Below are 19,635 nucleotides of genomic sequence, written 5' to 3'. Positions count from 1 at the left end.
GTTCTGTTCCGGCGCCAGAGCCCACATAACATCCCGGCGGGCGCGTGTTCAGCCCCGGGAATACCGACCAATCAAGGTTGCCGCGCCCTCGGTCTTTGGGGGCGCGCAGCTGAAGGACGAGAGAAGAGATGGAAAAGGTTCCGATGACCCAGGCCGGCTTTGTCGCGCTCGGGGAAGAATTGAAGAAGCGCCAGTCGGAAGATCGTCCGCGGATCATCGAGCATATCGCCGAGGCGCGCTCGCACGGAGACCTGTCGGAAAACGCGGAATATCATGCCGCGAAGGAAGAACAGTCCCACAATGAAGGCCGCATCGCCGAGCTCGAGGACAAGCTCGCGCGCGCCGACATCATCGACATCTCGAAACTGTCCGGCGACACCATCAAGTTCGGCGCCACCGTGACCTTGGTCGACGAGGACACCGAGAAGAAGACGGTGTGGCAGATCGTCGGCGAGGTCGAGGCCGATGCCAAGAAGGGCCGCATCTCCATCACCTCGCCGCTCGCGCGCGCGCTGATCGGCAAGAAGAAGGGCTCGACCGTCGAGGTCAATGCACCCGGCGGCGCCAAGGCGTATGAGATCACCAAGGTGGAGTGGCGGTAACGATCTGCCGCCGCACGTGATGAGATTTCGAAAGGGCCGCGCACTGCGCGGCCTTTTTGTTGCCGCCTGTTGCCTGCGTGAGTGGACACGCATTCTCACCGCGCGTCATTGCGAGCGCAGCGAAGCAATCCGGAATCCCTCCGCGGAGGCAGTCTGGATTGCTTCGTCGCAAGGGCTCCTCGCAATGACGGTGTTGATGCAGCAAGCTGCCCGTCCCGGACACGCTGCAATGCTTCAGCGTTGCGGCGCGGAGCCGGAGCACGAGACCGGCGAATCTACCGCCGCCCCTTCACATCAAGCGGCACGGCGGCTTCATACTTCGAATTGTGGAGCACCAGCGAGGTCCTGACATTGCGCACGTGGGGCGCGGCAGTGAGGTGGGTGACGAAATCCTGGAAGGTCGCCATGTCTGGCGCGACGCATTTGAGGATGAAATCGACCTCGCCCGACAGCATCCAGCATTCCCGCACAAGGGGCTCGGCGCGGACGAACGCCTCGAACGCGCGCAAATCCGCCTCGGCCTGGCTGGAGAGGTGCACGGCGGCGAACACGGTGACGTCGAAACCGAGCTTGCGGGCGTCCAGCAGGCCCCGATAGCCGTGGATGTAGCCCTCCTCCTCCAGCGCCCGAACGCGGCGCAGGCAAGGTGGCGGCGAGATGCCAACTCGCTTGGCCAGCTCGACATTCGTGATTCGACCGTCGGCCTGAATCTCGGTGAGAATCTTCAGGTCGATCTCGTCTAGGTTCCGCGACACGTGATTGGAACTCCTGGCCTGTACGGCGGTACTGGTGGGTTTTCGCAATCCTCATAGCCCAGTCCGCAACCTTAGCGCAATTTTATTGCGCGCGCACCGCAAGGGACTTTTGTTCCCTGTTGGAAAAATCCGCCGATAGGGAATGCAATTCTTGCATAGCTCACCAGAAGGCTTAGATTAGCTCTGATATTTCAGCGCCTCGGCGAGGCCTCCCGGCATGTTCCGCGCCCGCGCTGCAAATCCCCCGTGAAAGGCGTCCATCGAAATGTCCGCTCCTGTTCATGCAAAGGTCGTCATTATCGGCTCCGGTCCCGCCGGTTATACCGCGGCGATCTACGCCGCGCGGGCCATGCTCGAGCCGATCCTGATCCAAGGCATCCAGGCCGGCGGCCAGCTCACCATCACCACTGATGTCGAGAACTATCCGGGCTTTGCCGACGTGATCCAGGGCCCATGGCTGATGGAGCAGATGGAGAAGCAGGCGGTCCATGTCGGCACCAAAATCGTCTCCGACCTCGTGATCAAGCTCGACACCTCGCAGCGGCCGTTCCGCCTCACCTGCGATTCGGGTGACGTCTATCTCGCCGACAGCGTAATTCTCGCCACCGGCGCGCAAGCGCGCTGGCTCGGGCTGCCGTCCGAGACGAAGTTCCAGGGCGGCGGCGTATCGGCCTGCGCCACCTGCGACGGCTTCTTCTACCGCAACAAGAACGTCGTGGTGGTCGGCGGCGGCAATACCGCGGTCGAGGAAGCCCTGTACCTCACCAACCATGCTTCGCAGGTCACCATCGTGCATCGCCGCGATCACTTCCGCGCCGAGCGCATCCTGCAGGAGCGGCTGTTCAAGCACCCGAAGATCAAGGTGATCTGGGACAGCGCGGTCGACGAGATCTGCGGCACCGAGAACCCGAACAAGGTCACCCATGTCCGTCTGAAGAACGTCAAGACCGGCGCGCTCACCGACGTGAAGACCGACGGCGTTTTCATCGCCATCGGACATGCGCCGGCGACCGAGCTCGTCAAGGATCAGGTCAAGCTGAAACCCTCGGGCTATGTCGAGGTCGCCCCGAACTCGACCGCCACCTCGGTGCCCGGACTGTTCGCCGCCGGTGACGTCGCCGACGAGACTTATCGCCAGGCCGTGACGGCCGCAGGCCTCGGCTGCATGGCAGCGCTCGAGGCCGAACGTTTCTTGGCCCTGCGCGCCAGCGAGCGCGCGGCAGCGGAATAAAGATCATGCCTCGAACACGCGACGGATTTACGGATATGGACTGGGACAAGCTGAAGGTGTTTCACGCGGCAGCGGAAGCGGGCAGCTTCACGCATGCGGGCGAGCAGCTCGGCCTGTCGCAATCGGCGGTGTCGCGCCAGGTCTCGGCTCTGGAGCAGGAGCTTTCGGTCTCACTGTTCCACCGCCACGCCCGCGGCCTGATCCTCACCGAGCAGGGCGACCTGTTGTTCCGCACCGCGCATGACGTCTTCATGCAGCTCCAGGCGGCGCGCGCCAAGCTGACCGACAGCCGCGAGCGGCCGAGCGGCGACCTCAAGATCACCACCACGCCCGGCGTCGGCATCAACTGGCTGATCCCGCGGCTCGGCGAGTTCACCGCGCTGTATCCGGAGATCCGGATCTCGCTGATCGTCACCGACGAGGAGCTCGATCTGTCGATGCGCGAGGCGGACGTCGCGATCCGCACCCGCAAGCCGACGCAGCCGGATCTGATCCAGCGCAAGCTTTTCGCGATGGGCTTCCACGCCTATTGCTCGCCGGAATACATCAAGCGCTTCGGTACGCCGCGCACGCTGGAGGAGCTCGACTCCCACCGCATCATCACGCTCGCCGACGGCAACTTCGCGCCGCACTTGCAGAACCGCAACTGGCTCGTCGAAGCCGGCCGCAACGGCTCCGGTCCACGCGAGGCCTATTTCAGGGTGAACAACATCCTCGGTCTCGTGCGCGCCTGTCAGCAGGGCCTCGGCATCGCCGCGCTGCCCGACTACCTCGTGGAGGAACAGAGCAAACTCGTGCAGCTGTTCGGCGAGTCGGATTCGATCCAGCTCGACACCTATTTTGTCTATCCCGAGGAGTTGAAGACGGTGGCGCGCGTGCAGGTGTTCCGCGACTTCGTGGTCAGCAAGGCGCAGCGCTGGCCGTCCTGATTTCCGCATGACTGACATGCGGCCTCGGCTGTTGCTGCAGGACGCTCGTCAAGCTCATACTGTTTGCACGCTGAGCCTTCGCGTTGCGCATTTGTCCCCCTCCTCCAGTGGCGCGGGAGTTCAGTAATCCCTCTTGGAAGGTGATTGTGTCGGCCTCACGTGGCCAATACCTTAAGCCGGGCTCTTTGAGCCCGGCTTTTTTTCGTTCAAATCGGCCGTCGCCTTCCGCGTGTATTGACAGTTCCACGCATACCCCGCATCATTTACAGATGATCACGAAGCCGTGCGCAGCAATCTCGAAAAAGGGCCCCCATCCCGGGGCCTCGGATTTTTGCGCGCACTAGCTAAGCTTCGTCATCGCTGCAAATCCCGAAAACCCCGCCGCCTGGACGGGGTTTTTTCATGTGCCCTCCGTCTCAGGTTTTTTTCCCGAGAAGGAGATGGAAACATGACTGGTCTACAGGAACAATTGCACGGGCTGTGGCTGCCGCTGGTGACGCCGTTTCAGGGCGGCGCGCTCGACGAGCGGTCGCTGCGGCGGCTGACGCGGCACTACAGCGCGCAAAGCATCGACGGCTTCATCCTGGGGGCGACCTCCGGCGAAGGCATGACGCTGCGCGAGGCCGAGCTCGAACGGCTCGTCGCCGTCGTGCGCGACGAGATGGCGGCGGGCCGCCGCAACGTTCCGGTCTGCCTCGGACTATCAGGCGCCGACACCTCGCGGCTCAAGGAACGTCTCGACGAGACCGCGGACTGGCCGATCGACGGTTATCTGATCGCAAGCCCTTACTACGTGCGGCCCTCGCAGCGCGGGCTGCTGGCGCATTTCGAGACGCTCGCCGATCACGCCGCCTGGCCGCTCGCGCTCTACAACATTCCCTATCGCACCGCGGTGAACATCACCAACCAGACCATGCTGCGGCTCGCCGAGCACAAGAATATCGTGGGCCTGAAGGATTGCGGTGCGAGCCGCGAGCAATCGATCGCGCTGCTGCGCGACAGGCCGAGGGAATTTCGCGTGCTCACCGGCGAGGACGCGAACTATTTCGAGGCGCTTGGTGACGGCGCCGACGGCGGCATCGTGCTGTCGGCCCATGTCGAGACCGCGGCGTTTGCGGCGGTTTACGCCGAGCACAAGCGCGGCAATCACGACGCGGCGCTGGCGCGCTGGCAGGAGGTTGCCGAGCTGACGCGGCTGTTGTTCACCGAGCCGAGCCCGGCGCCGGCAAAGTACTGGCTGTGGCGGGTCGGCCTGATCGACAGCCCCGAAGTGCGACTGCCGATGGTGGAGGTCAGCAGCGAGCTCGCGGCGATGATCGATCGCGAAATCGAGCGACGCATGCAGGTCGCGGCGTAGCGCTTCCTTCACCCTCCCATGGAGGGGGAGGGTCGCTACGCATGCAGCGAAGCGGAATGCGTAGCGGGGCGGGACGGTCCCTCCACGTCCAACGCTGCCCGAGTTGAGAGATCACCCCACCCCGCTCGCGCTGCGCGCGATCACCCTCCCCCTCAGGGGAGGGTGAGCGCTCCCTTGGTTAACCGGACCCCAACGCCCTTCGCTCCCGCCGCACGGTGCATCCACGCCTCGTTTACGCACTGGTGCCTATCGTTGTCCCTTCGAAGCCTTCTCATAGGGGGAATGACCATGGGGCATCGCACCCGGCCTACGGCCGCGAGCCAGTTCGCGCCCGCCGATCTCTTGCAGGGAATTCTCGTCGTATCGTCGTTCGGGTTCTGGGCGGTGATGCTAGGCCTGATGCCGGTGCTGCTGTTTCGGGTCTGGCTCGCCTGAGGCGGCTCTTCGCGCAGATGGTTAAGCGGAGGTCGCAAATGCGCTCAAAATGCGAGCGGGATTGCAAGCCGGAATCTTAAAGCATCCCGCGTATCGTCCACGCCCATAAGCGAAGAAATCGCGGGGGCGTTTGTGAATAGTCATAATGAAATGGCGTCGCATTTCGGCGCCGGACACCAGAAGCTGTCCACCGAACAGAACTTTACCACCGAGGACATTCTCTGGGCCGTCGGCATCTGGTCTGTGATCCTGACTCTGTCGCCGGTCATCGTGTTCTACATGCTGATGGTGGCGTAACCTTCATTTCGTCATTCCGGAGCGGACGAAGGCCACAAACGCAAAACGCGCGGACATCCGCGCGTTTTTCGTCCGGGGAATGATTTAAAAAATTATGCAGCCTGCTTGTGCATTGCGCCGGATGCCGACGCCGTGCCGCGAATAGCCTTCACTGAACGCTCGATCGCCGCCCACAGCCTTGCGATTTCCTGAGCCGCACGGCTCTCGGCCTGATACTCCCGCGCGCCTTCGCCGTGGCTCAACGCCATCAGCAGATCCGAACGGTTGGTGATCTGGCCGCCCCACACCGGAGCACGGAATTTCGCCAGCGCTTCGCGGGCGATGGTGACGATCGGGCTTTCGGCTTCGTCGCGCTTGGCCGGCGCACCATTCAGCACGACCGCGTAGGGCTTGCGCGCGGCGCGGCACATCTGGATGGTTTCCTGCACCGCATTGACGTCGAACACGCCGGGACGGGCGGGAATCACGACCATGGTGGCGTTGCGGATCGCGTCGTCGACGACGGCCGACAGGTTCGGCGGCGTGTCGATCAAGACCCATTCATAACCGTCGCGCTTGGCAGCGGAGACGATGCCGCTGACGGAGTTCACGGCCGCCTTGATCGGCGGTTCGTTGGTACCACGCAGCTTGTGCCACAGCGTCAGCGAGCCCTGAGGGTCCGCGTCCACCAGCATGACCTGTTTACTCGCCTTGATCTGCGCGGCGAGATGTGCAGCCAGGGTACTCTTGCCCGAGCCGCCCTTACGCGATGCAAAAACAATAACGTTCATACCTTCGGCCTCCAGATTGACCCCAGGCCGCGAAAATGAATCACGACGCTGATTCGTGAAAGATAAATTTATCGGGAGTGGCGCCACGGTCACGAAATAACAAGGCGGGCTGGCTTTTGAGTCACACTGTGATGTGCGGGGCGCGACGAGAGCTGCAATGGACGTGCGCGCGCGTGTGTGCGTTTCTTGAGCAGTCGTTCGGGATAGAGCGGAATGCAACCTCGCCGCGCAAACCGGCATCCGACTCTTTTCCGTCGCGCTTGCGTCGCAGGCCTCACGCCAGTCGGCGCGAACAAAAGGAGTCCGTTACCTTACCAAGTTTCACAGGAGGAACGCGGATAGCCTCAGCCGTCGCTGGTCTTTTTCTTCTTGGCCGCCGGCTTGGCGGTCTTCTTCGCGGTTTTGGGCGCGATGTTGGTCGGCCTGCCGGCGCGCTGCTCGCTTGGCTCCGGTCCGCGGCGGAAGAACACCGCGCATGGCGGCGAGAGCTGCGCCTTCTTCTTGATCATGCAGGCGGTGATGGCGTCGACGTTCGGCACAAACTCGCCGCACAGCCGCATCGCATCCGGCGTGCAGGCCTGCTGCTCCTCCTGGGTGTAGGCGAAGCCGGCACCGGGCTGGATCAGCACGGCGAGGGCCATGCCGAGAGTGGCAGCAGCCAAGGATGTCTTGAAGCGAAGCGCCGGCATTGAAACCCCCACATGTCGAGTCAGAGGGAATAGTGGGTGAACGGCGGTTCGTTGGCAACGAGGGGGGACGCGAAAGGTCCGAGCTGTGCGGTCTCGGCAACAGGCGGGCCAGCCCGGCACCAGCTAGGGCTCCGCAGTTCCCGGGGCGCCCTCGCAAAAATCGCGAAAACAACCCCATGCACAGTAGCCAAGCCACGGTAATCCCTCGCATTTCATCTCTTAGGATTAAGCGAACCGCGTTTGACTTGTCGGGCAAAACAGGGGCATCATGTCGTCATCAAGCAGATGCGCGTGAGGTGGTTGGCTCGTCTCCTGCGCTTGTCGAAAAGCGCACGGAGGAGGACGGTCGCATGGACGGGAATGAGGCGGAGCTGCCGCTGGCGGGTGTCACGGTGGTCTCGCTCGAGCAGGCAATCGCAGCGCCGCTGGCGAGCCGGCACCTGGCGGACTGGGGCGCGCGGGTCATCAAGATCGAGCGGCCGGGCACTGGAGATTTCTGCCGGGACTACGACCACGTGATGAACGGCATGTCGAGCCAGTTCGTCTGGACCAACCGCTCCAAGGAAAGCCTCGCCATCGACATCAAGAGCGAGGACGGCCGCGAGGTGCTCGACGCCCTGCTGCCGCAGGCGGACGTGTTCATCCAGAATCTCGCTCCCGGCGCGGCGGAGCGGCTCGGCCTCGATGCCGCATCGCTGCTGCGCAAATATCCGCGCATCATCGCCTGCGACGTCTCGGGCTATGGCAGCGGCGGCCCCTACAGCGACAAGAAGGCCTATGATCTCCTGGTCCAGTGCGAGGCCGGCGTGCTCGCCGTCAACGGCACCGAGGCGGAGCCGGCCAAGGTCGGGCTATCAGTGGTCGATATCGCCACCGGCATGTACATCCTGAACGGCGTGCTGATGGCGCTGTATCGCCGCGAGCGGACCGGCAAGGGCACGGCCTTCCAGGCCTCGCTGTTCGATTCCATCACGGACTGGATGAGCTATCCCGCCTTCTACACCGAGAGCACCGGCCGGCCGCTGCCGCGCACGGGCGCGCGGCACGCGACCATCGCGCCTTACGGCCCGTTCCGGGTCGGCGACGGCAGCACGATCTTCTTCGGCATCCAGAACGACCGGGAATGGCGGTCGCTGTGCCGCGTCGTGCTCGGCGACGCCGGCTTCGCCGACGACCTGCGCTTCCGCACCAATCCGCTGCGCATGCAGAACCGGACCGAACTGGAGGCGCATATCGATCAGCGCTTTGCGGCGATGACCGGCGACGAGGTGCTGCGGCTGCTCGACGAGGCCGCGATTGCCAACGCGCATCTGAACTCGGTCGAGGCCTTCCTGAAGCACGAGCAGCTGCATGCGCGCGGGCGCGTGCAGAGCGTCGGCTCTCCCAACGGCCCGGTGACGAGCTTCCTGCCGGCGCTGACCATTCCAGGCCTTACGCCGCGGATGGACCCGGTGCCTGATTTGGGCGAGCACAACGAGGCCATCCTGCGCGAGCTCGGCCTCGGCGGGGAGAATTGACGATGGCCTCGCTGCGGCCGAGCCGGGCCTATCTGGCTGTTCCCGCCCATCGCGCCCGTCTCGTCGCCAAGGCGGCGGCATCCATGGCAGACGCAGTGTTCATGGATCTCGAAGACGCCGTGCCGCCAACCGAGAAGGGCGCCGCGCTGGAAGAAGCGGTGCGGTCGCTGTCATCGCTCGACTGGGGCGACAAGCGCGTCGCGGTCAGGCTGAACGCGGTCGACAGCCCGTTCATCGCGAACGAGATCCGCACGCTGGCCGCCCTGCCCCGGCTGGATGCGGTGATCGTGCCGAAGGCGGAGCGCGCCGGCGACATCGTCGCCATCGCCGATCGCTTACACGCCGCCGGGCCGGACCGCGACGCGCCCGTCGCGCTCGACCTGCTGATCGAGACCGCGCTCGGCCTCGTCAATGTCGATGCGCTGGCCGCCGCGCACCCAAGCGTCGCTGCGCTGCATCTCGGCGTCGGCGATCTCGCGGCCTCGCTCGGCGCACGCACCTCCGACATCGGGATCTCGCCGGACGGCTATCGCCATCTCGGATCGGCGCAGAGCGGCTACGCCTCAGCGCCGCTCGACCTGTTCGCCTATCCCATGATGCGCGTGCTGGTGGCCGCGCGCGCCTTTGGCCTGCGCGCGATCGACGGCCCCTGCGGCGCGTTCCGCGACGCCAGGCTGACCGAGGCCAGCGCACAGAAGGCCGCCGCGATGGGGTTCGACGGCAAGCAGGTGATCCACCCCGATCAGATCGAGCCGACGCTGCGCGCCTTCACGCCGTCGGAGGACGAGCTGGCGCAGGCGCGGCGCGTCGTCGAGGCCATGGAAACCGCGGAGGCGCAAGGCCAGGGCGCGGTCACGCTCGACGGCAAGATGATCGACTATGCCAATGTGCGGATGGCGCGCCGGATCATCGAGCTGGGATCGTAGGCGCGCATGGCAACCTTGCTGATCGTCGCGCCGGTGTTTGTGCTGATCGCGGCCGGCTATGCCTCGGTGCTGTTTCGCTTCGTCTCGGAGGGCGCGCACAAGGGCATCAGCGAATTCGCCTTCAGCATCGCGATCCCTGCGCTGCTGTTCCGCACCATCGTCGTCTCGGAATTCCCTGATGTCAGTCCCTGGCGAATGTGGGGCGCCTATTACGGCGCGCTGACGCTGACCTGGATCGCGGCGATGGCCGTCTCGGCGCTGCTGCGCCGCGGGCGCGGCGGCAGCGAGGATGGCGTCGTGTTCGCGATCGGCTCGGTCTACGGCAACATCGTGATGCTCGGCATTCCGCTCGTGCTCTCCGCGCTCGGCAACGAGGCCGCGGGACCGATGGCGCTGATCCTGTCGGTGAACACGCCGCTGCTCTGGCTGTGCGGCACGCTGCAGATGGAGTTCGTCAGCCGCAAGCAGGCGGGCTCGCCGCTCGCGATCGTCTGGCCCGTGATCGCCGACCTCGCGCGCAACCCCTTGATGCTGGCGATCGGCTTCGGCGTGATCTGGCGCTTCACCGGCCTCGGCCTCACCCCGGTGGTGGACCGCACCATCGAGCTGCTGGCGCAGGCGGGCTCGCCGACGGCGCTGATCGCGCTCGGCATCAATCTGTTTCGCTTCGAGGTGAAGGGCGAGAAGCTGAGTATCCTGGTGATGTGCGCGCTCAAGCTCGCAGCCATGCCGGCCGCCGCGTTCGTGCTGGCAAGGATGCTCGACCTGCCGCCGATCGCCGCCGGCGTCATCGTGCTGTTCGCGGCGATGCCGACCGGCGCCAACGCCTACATCTTCGCGGTGCAGTATCAGCGGCTGGTGAACCCGGTCTCAGGCGCGGTCGCGCTGGGCACGCTGCTGGCGGCGCTGACATTGCCGGTGGTGGTGTGGGTGGTAACGCGGTGAGGCGTCCGGGGCTTTGCGGGCAACGCCGCACGGCCTCCCCGCGTCGAATTGCCAATCAGCGCAGGCCGAAGAACGAGAGCACCGCAGCAATCACGACGATCAGCCCGATGATATAGATGATACCGTTCATAGCTCCACTCCCTCAGCGTTGTCAGTCCTGCCGCAGCTACAAACACTCAGGGACATGAAAAGGTTCGCCGATGCCGGCTGCCGTTTTCTGCCAAAACCGGGGAACGAAAACGAACCATCCTGCTTCGGCGCGCTGGGCGCCGCGCGATGATTTTGCCTTTACACGCAAAGGTCGCTAGGCTTGCCTGATACGTCTTTCAGGGAGGGCTGACATGGGACAGCGCGAAGACATGCTCGCATTGATCAGGGCCGGCTACGCCGCGCGCGACGGCGGTGACACCGATAGCCTGGTGTCAGCTTTTCATCCCGAGGGCGTGTTCACCTTGATGGGCAACAAGAGCGCGCTCGAATTGACAGGAACAATGCAGGGCCACCCGACCCTGCGCGAGGCTTTCACTCAGTTCACCGCCGGCTTCGGCTTCGAAGGCCGCGAAATCCTGAGCGAGCTGGTCGACGGAGACCGCGTCGCCGTCCATTCGCGCGTCAATGTGCGATACCACCCGACCGGAAAAGCGGTGGGCACCGAGATACTGGACCTGTTCAGATTTCAGGATGGAAAGATCGTGGAGTTGATTGAATTTGCGGATACGGCGCAGATCAAGGCGATGATTGGGTGAAGCACGGGCCCGCGTACACTGTCGCCGTCATTCTGATGACTGCCGAGCGCTATTGAGTGCGCTGGCCCACGCGCCAGCCCATCTCCCAGAAGTCTGCCTCAAGGCGGGTGGCTTCCTTGAAGATCGCGATCAGCTCCCCCTCGCGGGCCGGCGTGGCGTAGAGATCGGCGAGATGATCCAGGTGCGCCCGCGCCTTGGCAGCGACCTCCTGGTACGGCGCGCCGGCGTACTCGGCGACCCAGACGCGATAGGCATTGGTCGCGGCGTCCGCATGGGGTCGCGAGGCAAGCCGCGTTGCGATCTCCGCGTACCCGATCACGCAGGGCGCAAGCGCCACCTTGAGCGCCAGCAGATCGCCGCGCATTCCCGCATCCAGCACGTAGCGCGTATAGGCCAGCATCTCGGCCGCCGGAGGAGCCTGTTCGAGGTCGGCCGGGGACAGACCCCAATCGGCACAGAGCTTCACATGCAGGTTCATCTCGACATCGAGGATGGCCGAGAGGCCGGCCGCGGCCTCACGCATGTCGTCAAGCCTGGGCGACTTGTAGACCGCGAGCGCGTAGGCGCGCGCAAACTCGATGAGAAACAGATAGTCCTGAACGAGATAGTGACGAAACGCCGCTTCGGGAAGCGAGCCGTCCGCGAGCCCGTTCGTGAAGGGATGTTCGGTGTAGGCCCGCCACTCAGCGGATGCTGCTGTCTTGAGACGCTCGAAGAAGGTCACGATGTTTTCGGCCTGGGTTGGTTGTCTATGGTCGCTAGGCAGGCCTGACACGTGTTGCAGGGAGGGTGACATGGTACAACGCGAAGATGCTAGCTTGTGAGAAGGTTTCAGCCAGGCGTTTTGCTGTTGCACGAATCTTTTCTGCCCAATCTAGTTGGACGGAATATTGAATAGCTAAGTTCGGAGCACCGTCGGCACAGAACAGTTCGGAATCGCGACCACCGTCCCCACTTGGACTCGCCATGGTTCTAAGTTTTGGCCATTCAGATACAAGAAACGTGGATGCGAGACGCTCAAAGCGTTCCCAGTCGCTTGGCTTGAGCCCACTTAGAGCAAGCAAGAACCTTTCTTGTGAAATTTCCATGCGGTTCTCCGCTCGCGGGTCGCGATCTAATTATGTGCGGCAAATGACTCATACTCTCGATGAAAGTATCCGTTGATCCGACCGGCGTCACCAAGGGCCAATGGTTCGCAAGACGAATACCGGAGCTTCCATGGCTAGAGGCAGATCGTGCACAACTAGTATCAGCTTGCAGGCACCGTCCGTTACGTCATGTCTGGACGCAATCATCGCTGGTACAGTTGGGTGGGCTCGAACCACCGACCTCCTGTTCCACAGACAGGCGCTCTAACCAACTGAGCTACAACTGCATCCTTGCGAGCCGCCTTGGAGGGGTGCCTGAAAAGGCTTGACGCCTGAGGGGGCTGGACGGGGCGGAAACTAGGTGCAACGGCCCGGTTTGGCAAGGCCGCAATGGGGTGAAAAACCGGGTGAAATCGCCCTATGCGCTGGCGCTTAGGGCGTTCAAGCTTCCACAACCTCGCGGCCGGGCTTGTCCCCGGCCACCCACGCCTTTGCCCGCGGCACTGAGAACGTGGATGCCCGGGACAAGCCCGGGCATGACGACCTTCTGGAAGCGCGCGAGGCGAAGAAAAGCCCGGGCGTTTCGGCCCGGGCTTCTCTCAACTCAAACCGGCCTCACCGCTCAGGCGGCGGGCTTGTAGTACTTCGAGGCACTCGCCTTGATCGGCTCGGCGGTCTCGGCGGCGACGCGCTGGGTGAGCTCGACCAGCTCCTTGGCCTGGGCCTGGAAGGTCTCGAACTGGGTGCGGGTGTGGCCGGTCCACAGCTCCAGCGCCTCCGTCGGCGACTTCAGGCCGAACAGCTGCTGGGCGAAGTCGAGCTGGGCGTTGCTGTTGGCCTTCATGAACTCGACCAGCTTGGCGGTGTACTCGCTCGCGCCCTTGGAGGCCGAGGTGAACACGGCCTCGACGGTGCCGTTGTGGGTCTCGGCCGCGTCCTTGAACTTGGCGTAGCTCTCGCGGGCCTGCGCCGCGCCCTTTTCGGCGAACGCACGCATCTGCTCGGGAACCTCGAACGGAATGATCGAGGCAGAAAACGGATCAGTCGCACCTGTCATGGTCGTCCCTCACGATAATGAAAATAATGGAGTGAGCCTTCTGGCGCGCCCGCCGGCCAACCGGGGCCATTTGATGGCGGGAACGAAGACTGGCAACGCGAAACAAACGATGTGGCTCGCCCAGTGCCCAGGATTATGGCAGCCTATCGTGTCAACATTGTGCAGCGCAACGCGCCAACAGGGTGCGTTGCGAAATTTAATCTAGGTGAGGGCGAGGTTCCGGTATGGGGGAACCGGGGGTTGAGGCTTGGGAGACGGATCACGGCGAACACTCCGCCGTCATTCCGGGGCGCGACGCAGTCGCGAGCTATGGTGCGCAATTGCGCACCTGAGAATCCATTCCTCCACCGTCTCTGCGGCCTGATGGATTCCGGGCTCCCGCTGCGCGCGCCCCGGAATGACGGAGGAGCGCGCCCCGGAATGACGGGGGAGAGACTTTCGAATCCCTTGGATGAACCGGGCGGCGGCTTGCGGGGTTGGCCGGATTAAGGTTATCGCGGCTTTGGGTGACCTCCGAAGGGCCGGGCCGTGGACCTGCCCGCGCCCGCGGGCGATACTAACCCTTTCTTAAGGCTGTCATTCCCGGCAGCCGCCAGCTTCATGCGTGAGATACAGCCGGCCTTATGACGAGTTCGGATTTCCAGTTGCGAGGTGTGGGCGATCCCCGGCTGGCCGTGCATGCGACCTCTCAGCAGCCCGCCTGGCTGTGGTCGACCGACGGCGCGCGCGTGCTGTGGGCCAATCCGGTCGGCGCAAGACTGTTCGGCGCGGCAAACAGCGCTGCGCTCGCGGACCGGATGTTTGGCCCGGCGGACAGCCATCGGCGTCAGGTTATCAGGCTTGCCCGGCAGCTGCCGGCGAACGGCTCCATCAGGCTCGAACGTCTGCGCGGTTTCGGCGCCCGGCTCGGCACGCTGATGACCTGCGCCTGCGCACGGCTCGACTTTGCCGACGGCAGTCATGCGGTGCTCGTCACCGCGATGGACCCGAGCTTGCGCACCATGCCGCTGGTCGAGCGGCTCCTTCGTCTGGTCGACGGCGCCAAGGTGCCGATGGCCGCTTTCGCGCCCGACGGCCTGTTCGTCGGCGCCAGCGAGGCCGCCCGCTCCCTGCTCGGCTTTCGCGATCTCGGCGAGGCCGGCCTCGACCGTGCCCGCAGCGATGCGCTGCGCGAAGGCCGCGCCGAGACGCCGATCGGAATCGGCCAGATGGTGCTGCAACGGGTCGGCACGGGCGCCGATGTCGGCCTGGTCGCGTTGATCGAGCCGGCCGCCGCCGCGCAAGCCGCGCCTGCCGAGCATGTGGCTGAGGGCGCGCCAAGCGAGGCGACGCCGGCCAGCATCACGGAGCCCGCGGCGGCGATGCCAAACGAGCCACCGCCCTCGCACGAGGCGCCGGAAGGCATCGCCCTGTTCGACGCTTTCGCGGAGCCGGTCGAGGCGCCCGCGAGCAATGAGGCGATCGCGGGCGAACCGCAGCCAGCCGCGACGGTTAAGGCCGCGGCCGAGGAGACTGTTCGAGACGCGGCCGGCGAAACCGCGCTCAAAACTCCGGTTGAAAACCCGCCGGCAGCCATTGTGTCGCCGCAGGCCGCGCCGATCACATCAGTCATGGTTGAGCCGCCGTCGGGCCAAGACTCGTCGGGCCACGAGCCGCCCGCACCGCGTCAGCATCCGCTGCGCTTCCTCTGGCAGATGGATGCAGAGGGCCGCTTTGTGCTTCTCTCCGACGACTTCATCCGCCTGATCGGCGCGCGCACCGCCGCAGGCTTCGGCCGCCCCTGGCGCGAGATCGCCGAGCAATTCTCGCTCGATCCTGATAGCCGCGTCGCGCAGGCGCTGGCGAGCCACGACACCTGGGCCGGAATCACCGTGAACTGGCCGACCGACGGCGGCGAGCATCTGCCGGTCGAGCTCGCAGGCTTGCCGGTCTACGATCACGCGCGCAACTTTGCCGGCTTCAAGGGCTTTGGCGTCTGCCGCGATCTCGATGCCCTCAACCGGCTCGATTCGCTCAGGCGTTTCGAATTGCTGGCCGAACCGCCGCCTCCGCCGATCGAGCCGCCGGCATCCGAGCCTGAGCCGGGTCCCGAGCCCGAACTGCCCGAACCCACAAGCGACGCGAGTTCACCTCCAACCGAACCGGACATGTCAGTGGAAACGCCCGTGGAGACTCCCCTGGAAACACCTCCCAATGTCGTGCCGTTCCGCCCGCATGGCGATGTCCGGTCACAGGGTGACCAGAGGTCACAAGGTGACCAGAGAGCGCCGACGCTGACGCCGGTCGAGAACAGCGCGTTCAACGAGCTCGCCCGGCAATTGTCCGAACGGCTCGAGCGCGAGCGCGAGACGATCGCGGCAGATAGCGCCGAGACGACGGCGGAGATCACCCCCGAACCACCGGTGCCCGAACCCGAGCCCGAGCCGCCGCAAGCTGCGGCCCAATGGCTGACCGAGCCCGCGCCGCCGCCACGCGGCGCCAGCGCGCGCGACCGCACGCTGCTCGACCTCTTGCCGACGGGCATCCTGATCTACCGGCTCGACCGCCTGCTCTACGCCAACACGGCGTTTCTCGCGCGGATGGGTTATGCCGACATCCATGCGCTGGAGGATGCCGGCGGGCTGGATGCGCTCTATGTCGAGCCCGGCGTGTCCTCCGCGAGCAGCACCTCGCAAGCCGGCACGCCGGTGACGATCAGCGCGACGATGGCGAACGGCGAGCAGCCGCTCGCGACCACCGAAGCGCATCTGCACACGATCGACTGGGACGGCGAGAGCGCGCATGCGCTGATCTGCGCGCTGCCGCAGGCCGCACCTGCCGTCACCGCGCCCGGCATTGCCGAGCCCGTCGTCACCGCGGCGGTCGTCGCCGAGCCAATTGCCCCGGAGTCCTTCCCTTTCGCGCCCGAGCTCGAGCCCGCCGCCGGCGAGACCGAGGCCGAAGATCTCGCCGCGATCCTCGACACCACGGCCGAAGGCATCGTGATGTTCGATGCCGAAGGCAACATCCACGCCTGCAACCGCAGCGCCGAGGCGCTGTTCGGCTATGACGGCGAAGCGCTGCTCGAGCAGAATCTGGTGACGCTGTTCGCGCCCGAGAGCCAGCAGATCGTCGCCGACTATTTCGAAAGCCTGAAGAGCCAGGACATCGCGAGCCTGCTCGACCACGGCCGCGAAGTGCTGGGGCGCGAGAAGAAGGGCGGCGCCATTCCGCTCGCGATGATCATGGGCCGCACGCGGCCCGACGGGCCGAACTTCTTCGCCGTGTTCCGCGATCTCTCGCAGAGCAAGAAGGGCGAGAGCGAGCTGACGCAGGCCCGCCGCCTCGTCCACAGCGCGGCCAACGCGAAAGCCGACATGCTGGCGCGGATCAGCCACGAGATCCGCACGCCGCTCAACGCCATCATCGGCTTTGCCGAGGTAATGATCTCCGAACGCTTCGGCACGCTCGGCAACGAGCGCTACGGCGAATACATGAAGGACATTCGCGCCTCCGGCGAGCGCGTCATCGCCATCATCGACGATCTGCTGGAGCTGTCGCGGATCGAGACCGGCAAGCTCGACCTGAATTTTGCGAATCTGAACCTCAACGATCTCGTCGAAGCCTGTGTCACCATCATGCAGCCGCAGGCCAATCGCGAGCGCATCATCATCCGCACCTCGCTCGCGCATGCGCTGCCGCAGGTCAGCGTGGACGCGCGCGCGATGCGGCAGATCGCCATGAATTTGATCTCGAACTCGATCCGGCTGGCCAGCGCCGGCGGCCAGGTCATCGTCTCGACCGCGCTGTCCGACCGCGGCGAGATCGCGCTGCGCATCCGCGACACCGGCCATGGCCTCACCGAGCGCGAGGTCGCCGCCGCGATGGAGCCGTTCCACACCCCGCCGCCGGGCGATGCCGCGGACAGCGCGGCGCTCAACCTGTCGCTGACCAAGGCCCTGGTCGAAGCCAACCGCGCCCGCTTCAACATCAAGAGCGCCGGCCACGGCACGCTGATCGAAGTGGTGTTCGCGCCGGCGCTGGCGGGGGCGTAGGGCGGATGCAATAGATCAAACGCCCGAGCCGTCATTCCGGGCTCGTCGCTCCGCGACGCCTGGGAATGACGACCGGTTGGGATGTTGCTTACGCCGCGCGCACCGTATCCAGGAACCTGCTGACCTCGATCTTCAGGCGGCTGCTGTCGTTCGACAGAGACTGCGCCGCGGAGAGAACCTGCGAGGAGGCCGAGCCGGTCTCGGTCGCGCCCTGGCGCACGCTACTGATGTTGGCGCTGACTTGCGTGGTGCCGGCGGCGGCGTTCTGGACGTTGCGCGAGATCTCGCTGGTCGCGGCGCCCTGCTCCTCCACCGCGGCGGCGATGGTGGATGAAATCTCCGACAGCCGTTCGATCGTGCCGCCGATGGACTTGATGGCGCCGACCGAATCCTCCGTTGCGATCTGGATGCTCGAGATCTGCTGACCGATATCGCCCGTCGCCTTCGCGGTCTGCGCGGCGAGCGCCTTCACTTCCGAGGCCACCACGGCAAAGCCGCGCCCGGCTTCGCCCGCGCGGGCGGCCTCGATGGTGGCATTCAGCGCCAGCAGGTTGGTTTGGCCCGCGATGGCGTTGATGAGCTCGATCACGTCGCCGATGCGGGCGGCCGCCTTCGACAATTCGCCGACACGATCGTTGGTCTGCCCGGCCTGGCTGACGGCCTCGCCGGCCATGCGGGCGGAGGCCTGCACCTGCCGGCTGATCTCGCTGACGGAGGCCGTGAGCTCCTCCGCGGCGGAAGCAACCGACTGCACGTTGGTCGCGGCCTCTTCCGAGGCAGCCTCCACCAGCGTAGCAAGCTCGGTCGAGCGGCTGGCGGTGGTGGTCAGGGACGTGGCCGAGGCCTCGAGCTCATTGGCGGCAGATGACACCGTCTCGACGATCTCGCCGATCGCGCCCTCGAAATCATCGGCCATCCTGATCATGTCGGCACGGCGGCGCTCGGCGGCGAGCTTGTCCTGCCTGATCTTCTCCTCGGCTTCTTCCTGCGCCTTCCGCTCGGCATTGATCTTGAACGTCTCGACCGCTTGCGCGATCTCGCCGATTTCATCGGGACGGCCGAGCCCCGGCAGAACGACGGCGAAATTGCCGTTGGCGAGTTCGATCATCGCAGCGCGCATCGCGGACAGGGGCCTGGAGACCGATCGCCCGATGAACACGCCGAGGCCGAGCACGCCGGATGCAATCAGCGCGATGGCGACGCCGATCCACCATTGAATGCCGTCGCGCTCGACATCGTTCAGCCGGTCGGCTTCGACACGGATCCCATCAACCGATTTCGACACCTGCTCGATGACCGGCTCGACGGCGGCGAACGCCTCGGACATCGCCTTCTGCCGGGCCGCGAGCGTGAGCGCTGCGTCCATCCAGGCGGAAAAATCGCGCTGATAATCGGCAAGTTTCGCGCGCATCTCCGTCTTCGCGGCATCGGACATATCGGCAGCATCGAGGCCCGAGAGAAACTCGCCCGCGCGCTTCTTCATGTCCTCGCCGTATCTGGCGTCGCGGCGCAGCATGAAATCCTTCTCGTGACGGCGCATCATCAGCATGGTCACGCGGAGCGGCGTATTGTGCAATTGATCGACCCTGGCTTCGATGTCGTGCACGGAGGCGCGCAGGCGTCCCTCGAGGCCGGACTTCTCGTCGAGCCCAAGCCGCTGCTTGGTCTCGACCACGGCGACGAACTGCGCCTGATAATCCCTCAGCGAGGCATTCATCGCGTCGATCTGGCGCACCAGGTCGGGCTTGCCGAGCGCGGCGATCCTGCCGCGCATCTTCTCGATGTCGACGGCAACCTCCCTGCCGATCTCGACCTGGCGCTGCGCCTTGCCGGCATCATTGCGCAGCAGGAAATCCTTCTCGGCGCGGCGAGCCTCGAGCAGCTCGATCGCGATCCTGCTGTTCAGCTCCTGGATCGCGCGCGCGTTCTCGGCCGCATCGCGATAGACCGCCATCGCGCGCTCGCCATAGAGATGGATGCCGCCGATCAGGACGACGCCAACGACGCCGATCACGCCGATTGCCGTGATCTTGTGAGTGAGACGGAGGGAAAGGAACCGCATCTGATAAACCCGATGGTGGCAAATGCGGTTGATGAAGCCCCAAGGGGTGAAAGCTTCCGTTAATTTGCGGGCACGTACGAATACGTGTATTCGTCACAGCGCTCGCCCTTGTGCACGGTGAGATGCACAAGCCGGTTCCAAAAAAGAAACACGGCGCGTGCGGGCGCCGTGTTTCCTGTCGTCTTTCCTTGGAAA

General features: G+C 65.0%; 18 protein-coding genes and 1 tRNA gene. 11 read left to right on the top strand and 8 right to left on the bottom strand.

Features of this window, described 5'->3' with window-relative positions; all coding sequences use genetic code 11:
* Positions 1-128 precede the first annotated feature (128 nt).
* Positions 129-602, top strand: coding sequence for a transcription elongation factor GreA (greA, locus tag RX330_RS06240; protein WP_018643807.1), 474 nt, complete (start codon positions 129-131; stop codon positions 600-602).
* 275 nt (positions 603-877) lie between these two features.
* Here greA and RX330_RS06235 read toward each other — a convergent pair whose 3' ends face one another.
* Entirely contained in the window at positions 878-1,357 is a 480-nt protein-coding gene (locus tag RX330_RS06235) for an Lrp/AsnC family transcriptional regulator (RefSeq protein WP_212080454.1), read from the bottom strand.
* Between the two features lie 265 nt (positions 1,358-1,622).
* Here RX330_RS06235 and trxB point away from each other — a divergent pair, with 265 nt between their 5' ends.
* The 5 genes from trxB (at position 1,623) to RX330_RS06210 (ending at position 5,606) form a co-directional block, all read left to right on the top strand.
* A complete protein-coding gene (gene trxB / locus RX330_RS06230) occupies positions 1,623-2,588 on the top strand; it encodes a thioredoxin-disulfide reductase (RefSeq protein WP_317242408.1) in 966 nt (321 codons plus the stop codon).
* A gap of 5 nt (positions 2,589-2,593) precedes the next feature.
* On the top strand, positions 2,594-3,517 hold the full coding sequence (locus tag RX330_RS06225) for a LysR family transcriptional regulator (RefSeq protein WP_063197141.1): 924 nt from the start codon (positions 2,594-2,596) through the stop codon (positions 3,515-3,517).
* A gap of 448 nt (positions 3,518-3,965) precedes the next feature.
* The gene (locus RX330_RS06220; RefSeq protein WP_212080451.1) at positions 3,966-4,874 is read left to right on the top strand and encodes a 4-hydroxy-tetrahydrodipicolinate synthase family protein; all 909 of its coding nucleotides are present in this window, start codon (positions 3,966-3,968) and stop codon (positions 4,872-4,874) included.
* A 288-nt stretch (positions 4,875-5,162) separates the two neighbouring features.
* On the top strand, positions 5,163-5,309 hold the full coding sequence (locus RX330_RS06215) for a hypothetical protein (RefSeq protein ID WP_008135850.1): 147 nt from the start codon (positions 5,163-5,165) through the stop codon (positions 5,307-5,309).
* Positions 5,310-5,459: 150 nt separating this feature from the next.
* Complete coding sequence (locus RX330_RS06210; RefSeq protein ID WP_212080444.1) at positions 5,460-5,606, top strand: hypothetical protein; 147 nt, start codon at positions 5,460-5,462, stop codon at positions 5,604-5,606.
* Positions 5,607-5,698: 92 nt separating this feature from the next.
* Here RX330_RS06210 and RX330_RS06205 read toward each other — a convergent pair whose 3' ends face one another.
* Both RX330_RS06205 and RX330_RS06200 read right to left on the bottom strand, forming a co-directional pair.
* The gene (locus RX330_RS06205; protein ID WP_200457091.1) at positions 5,699-6,376 is read right to left on the bottom strand and encodes a ParA family protein; all 678 of its coding nucleotides are present in this window, start codon (positions 6,374-6,376) and stop codon (positions 5,699-5,701) included.
* A 344-nt stretch (positions 6,377-6,720) separates the two neighbouring features.
* Positions 6,721-7,065: a hypothetical protein gene (locus RX330_RS06200; protein ID WP_317242407.1), complete on the bottom strand. Its 345-nt coding sequence runs from the start codon at positions 7,063-7,065 to the stop codon at positions 6,721-6,723.
* Between the two features lie 350 nt (positions 7,066-7,415).
* On the opposite strand from RX330_RS06200, the gene RX330_RS06195 reads away from it, so the two are divergent.
* The 4 genes from RX330_RS06195 to RX330_RS06180 all read left to right on the top strand — a co-directional run bounded on the left by RX330_RS06195 (position 7,416) and on the right by RX330_RS06180 (position 11,199).
* Positions 7,416-8,582: a CaiB/BaiF CoA transferase family protein gene (locus RX330_RS06195; RefSeq protein ID WP_317242406.1), complete on the top strand. Its 1,167-nt coding sequence runs from the start codon at positions 7,416-7,418 to the stop codon at positions 8,580-8,582.
* 2 nt (positions 8,583-8,584) lie between these two features.
* Positions 8,585-9,508: an HpcH/HpaI aldolase/citrate lyase family protein gene (locus tag RX330_RS06190; protein WP_317242405.1), complete on the top strand. Its 924-nt coding sequence runs from the start codon at positions 8,585-8,587 to the stop codon at positions 9,506-9,508.
* 6 nt (positions 9,509-9,514) lie between these two features.
* On the top strand, positions 9,515-10,453 hold the full coding sequence (locus RX330_RS06185) for an AEC family transporter (RefSeq protein WP_317242404.1): 939 nt from the start codon (positions 9,515-9,517) through the stop codon (positions 10,451-10,453).
* A gap of 341 nt (positions 10,454-10,794) precedes the next feature.
* Complete coding sequence (locus RX330_RS06180; RefSeq protein ID WP_317242403.1) at positions 10,795-11,199, top strand: nuclear transport factor 2 family protein; 405 nt, start codon at positions 10,795-10,797, stop codon at positions 11,197-11,199.
* 49 nt (positions 11,200-11,248) lie between these two features.
* Here RX330_RS06180 and tenA read toward each other — a convergent pair whose 3' ends face one another.
* The 4 genes from tenA to RX330_RS06160 all read right to left on the bottom strand — a co-directional run bounded on the left by tenA (position 11,249) and on the right by RX330_RS06160 (position 13,344).
* A complete protein-coding gene (gene tenA, locus RX330_RS06175) occupies positions 11,249-11,923 on the bottom strand; it encodes a thiaminase II (RefSeq protein WP_317242402.1) in 675 nt (224 codons plus the stop codon).
* Between the two features lie 34 nt (positions 11,924-11,957).
* Complete coding sequence (locus tag RX330_RS06170; protein WP_317242401.1) at positions 11,958-12,287, bottom strand: hypothetical protein; 330 nt, start codon at positions 12,285-12,287, stop codon at positions 11,958-11,960.
* A gap of 210 nt (positions 12,288-12,497) precedes the next feature.
* Positions 12,498-12,574 (bottom strand) — tRNA-His (locus RX330_RS06165).
* 335 nt (positions 12,575-12,909) lie between these two features.
* The gene (locus RX330_RS06160; protein ID WP_317242400.1) at positions 12,910-13,344 is read right to left on the bottom strand and encodes a phasin; all 435 of its coding nucleotides are present in this window, start codon (positions 13,342-13,344) and stop codon (positions 12,910-12,912) included.
* 623 nt (positions 13,345-13,967) lie between these two features.
* Here RX330_RS06160 and RX330_RS06155 point away from each other — a divergent pair.
* On the top strand, positions 13,968-17,378 hold the full coding sequence (locus RX330_RS06155; protein ID WP_317242399.1) for a PAS domain S-box protein: 3,411 nt from the start codon (positions 13,968-13,970) through the stop codon (positions 17,376-17,378).
* A gap of 88 nt (positions 17,379-17,466) precedes the next feature.
* On the opposite strand, the gene RX330_RS06150 is transcribed toward RX330_RS06155, so the two are convergent.
* Positions 17,467-19,440 (bottom strand): methyl-accepting chemotaxis protein, encoded by a 1,974-nt coding sequence (locus RX330_RS06150; RefSeq protein WP_317242398.1) that lies wholly within the window; start codon positions 19,438-19,440, stop codon positions 17,467-17,469.
* Positions 19,441-19,635 lie beyond the last annotated feature (195 nt).

This window comes from Bradyrhizobium sp. NDS-1 (assembly GCF_032918005.1).
GTDB classification, from domain to species: Bacteria; Pseudomonadota; Alphaproteobacteria; order Rhizobiales; family Xanthobacteraceae; genus Bradyrhizobium; species Bradyrhizobium tunisiense.
This window is presented reverse-complemented; position numbering and strand designations above follow the sequence as displayed.

Excerpts from the sequence above, each read along its gene's own strand:
- greA (WP_018643807.1), top strand. The coding sequence starts at position 129 with ATGGAAAAGGTTCCGATGACCCAGGCCGGCTTTGTCGCGCTCGGGGAA.
- trxB (WP_317242408.1), top strand. The coding sequence starts at position 1,623 with ATGTCCGCTCCTGTTCATGCAAAGGTCGTCATTATCGGCTCCGGTCCC.
- RX330_RS06225 (WP_063197141.1), top strand. The coding sequence starts at position 2,594 with ATGCCTCGAACACGCGACGGATTTACGGATATGGACTGGGACAAGCTG.
- RX330_RS06220 (WP_212080451.1), top strand. The coding sequence starts at position 3,966 with ATGACTGGTCTACAGGAACAATTGCACGGGCTGTGGCTGCCGCTGGTG.
- RX330_RS06215 (WP_008135850.1), top strand. The coding sequence starts at position 5,163 with ATGGGGCATCGCACCCGGCCTACGGCCGCGAGCCAGTTCGCGCCCGCC.
- RX330_RS06210 (WP_212080444.1), top strand. The coding sequence starts at position 5,460 with ATGGCGTCGCATTTCGGCGCCGGACACCAGAAGCTGTCCACCGAACAG.
- RX330_RS06205 (WP_200457091.1), bottom strand. The coding sequence starts at position 6,376 with ATGAACGTTATTGTTTTTGCATCGCGTAAGGGCGGCTCGGGCAAGAGT.
- RX330_RS06200 (WP_317242407.1), bottom strand. The coding sequence starts at position 7,065 with ATGCCGGCGCTTCGCTTCAAGACATCCTTGGCTGCTGCCACTCTCGGC.
- RX330_RS06195 (WP_317242406.1), top strand. The coding sequence starts at position 7,416 with ATGGACGGGAATGAGGCGGAGCTGCCGCTGGCGGGTGTCACGGTGGTC.
- RX330_RS06190 (WP_317242405.1), top strand. The coding sequence starts at position 8,585 with ATGGCCTCGCTGCGGCCGAGCCGGGCCTATCTGGCTGTTCCCGCCCAT.
- RX330_RS06185 (WP_317242404.1), top strand. The coding sequence starts at position 9,515 with ATGGCAACCTTGCTGATCGTCGCGCCGGTGTTTGTGCTGATCGCGGCC.
- RX330_RS06180 (WP_317242403.1), top strand. The coding sequence starts at position 10,795 with ATGGGACAGCGCGAAGACATGCTCGCATTGATCAGGGCCGGCTACGCC.
- RX330_RS06170 (WP_317242401.1), bottom strand. The coding sequence starts at position 12,287 with ATGGAAATTTCACAAGAAAGGTTCTTGCTTGCTCTAAGTGGGCTCAAG.
- RX330_RS06160 (WP_317242400.1), bottom strand. The coding sequence starts at position 13,344 with ATGACAGGTGCGACTGATCCGTTTTCTGCCTCGATCATTCCGTTCGAG.
- RX330_RS06155 (WP_317242399.1), top strand. The coding sequence starts at position 13,968 with ATGACGAGTTCGGATTTCCAGTTGCGAGGTGTGGGCGATCCCCGGCTG.
- RX330_RS06150 (WP_317242398.1), bottom strand. The coding sequence starts at position 19,440 with ATGCGGTTCCTTTCCCTCCGTCTCACTCACAAGATCACGGCAATCGGC.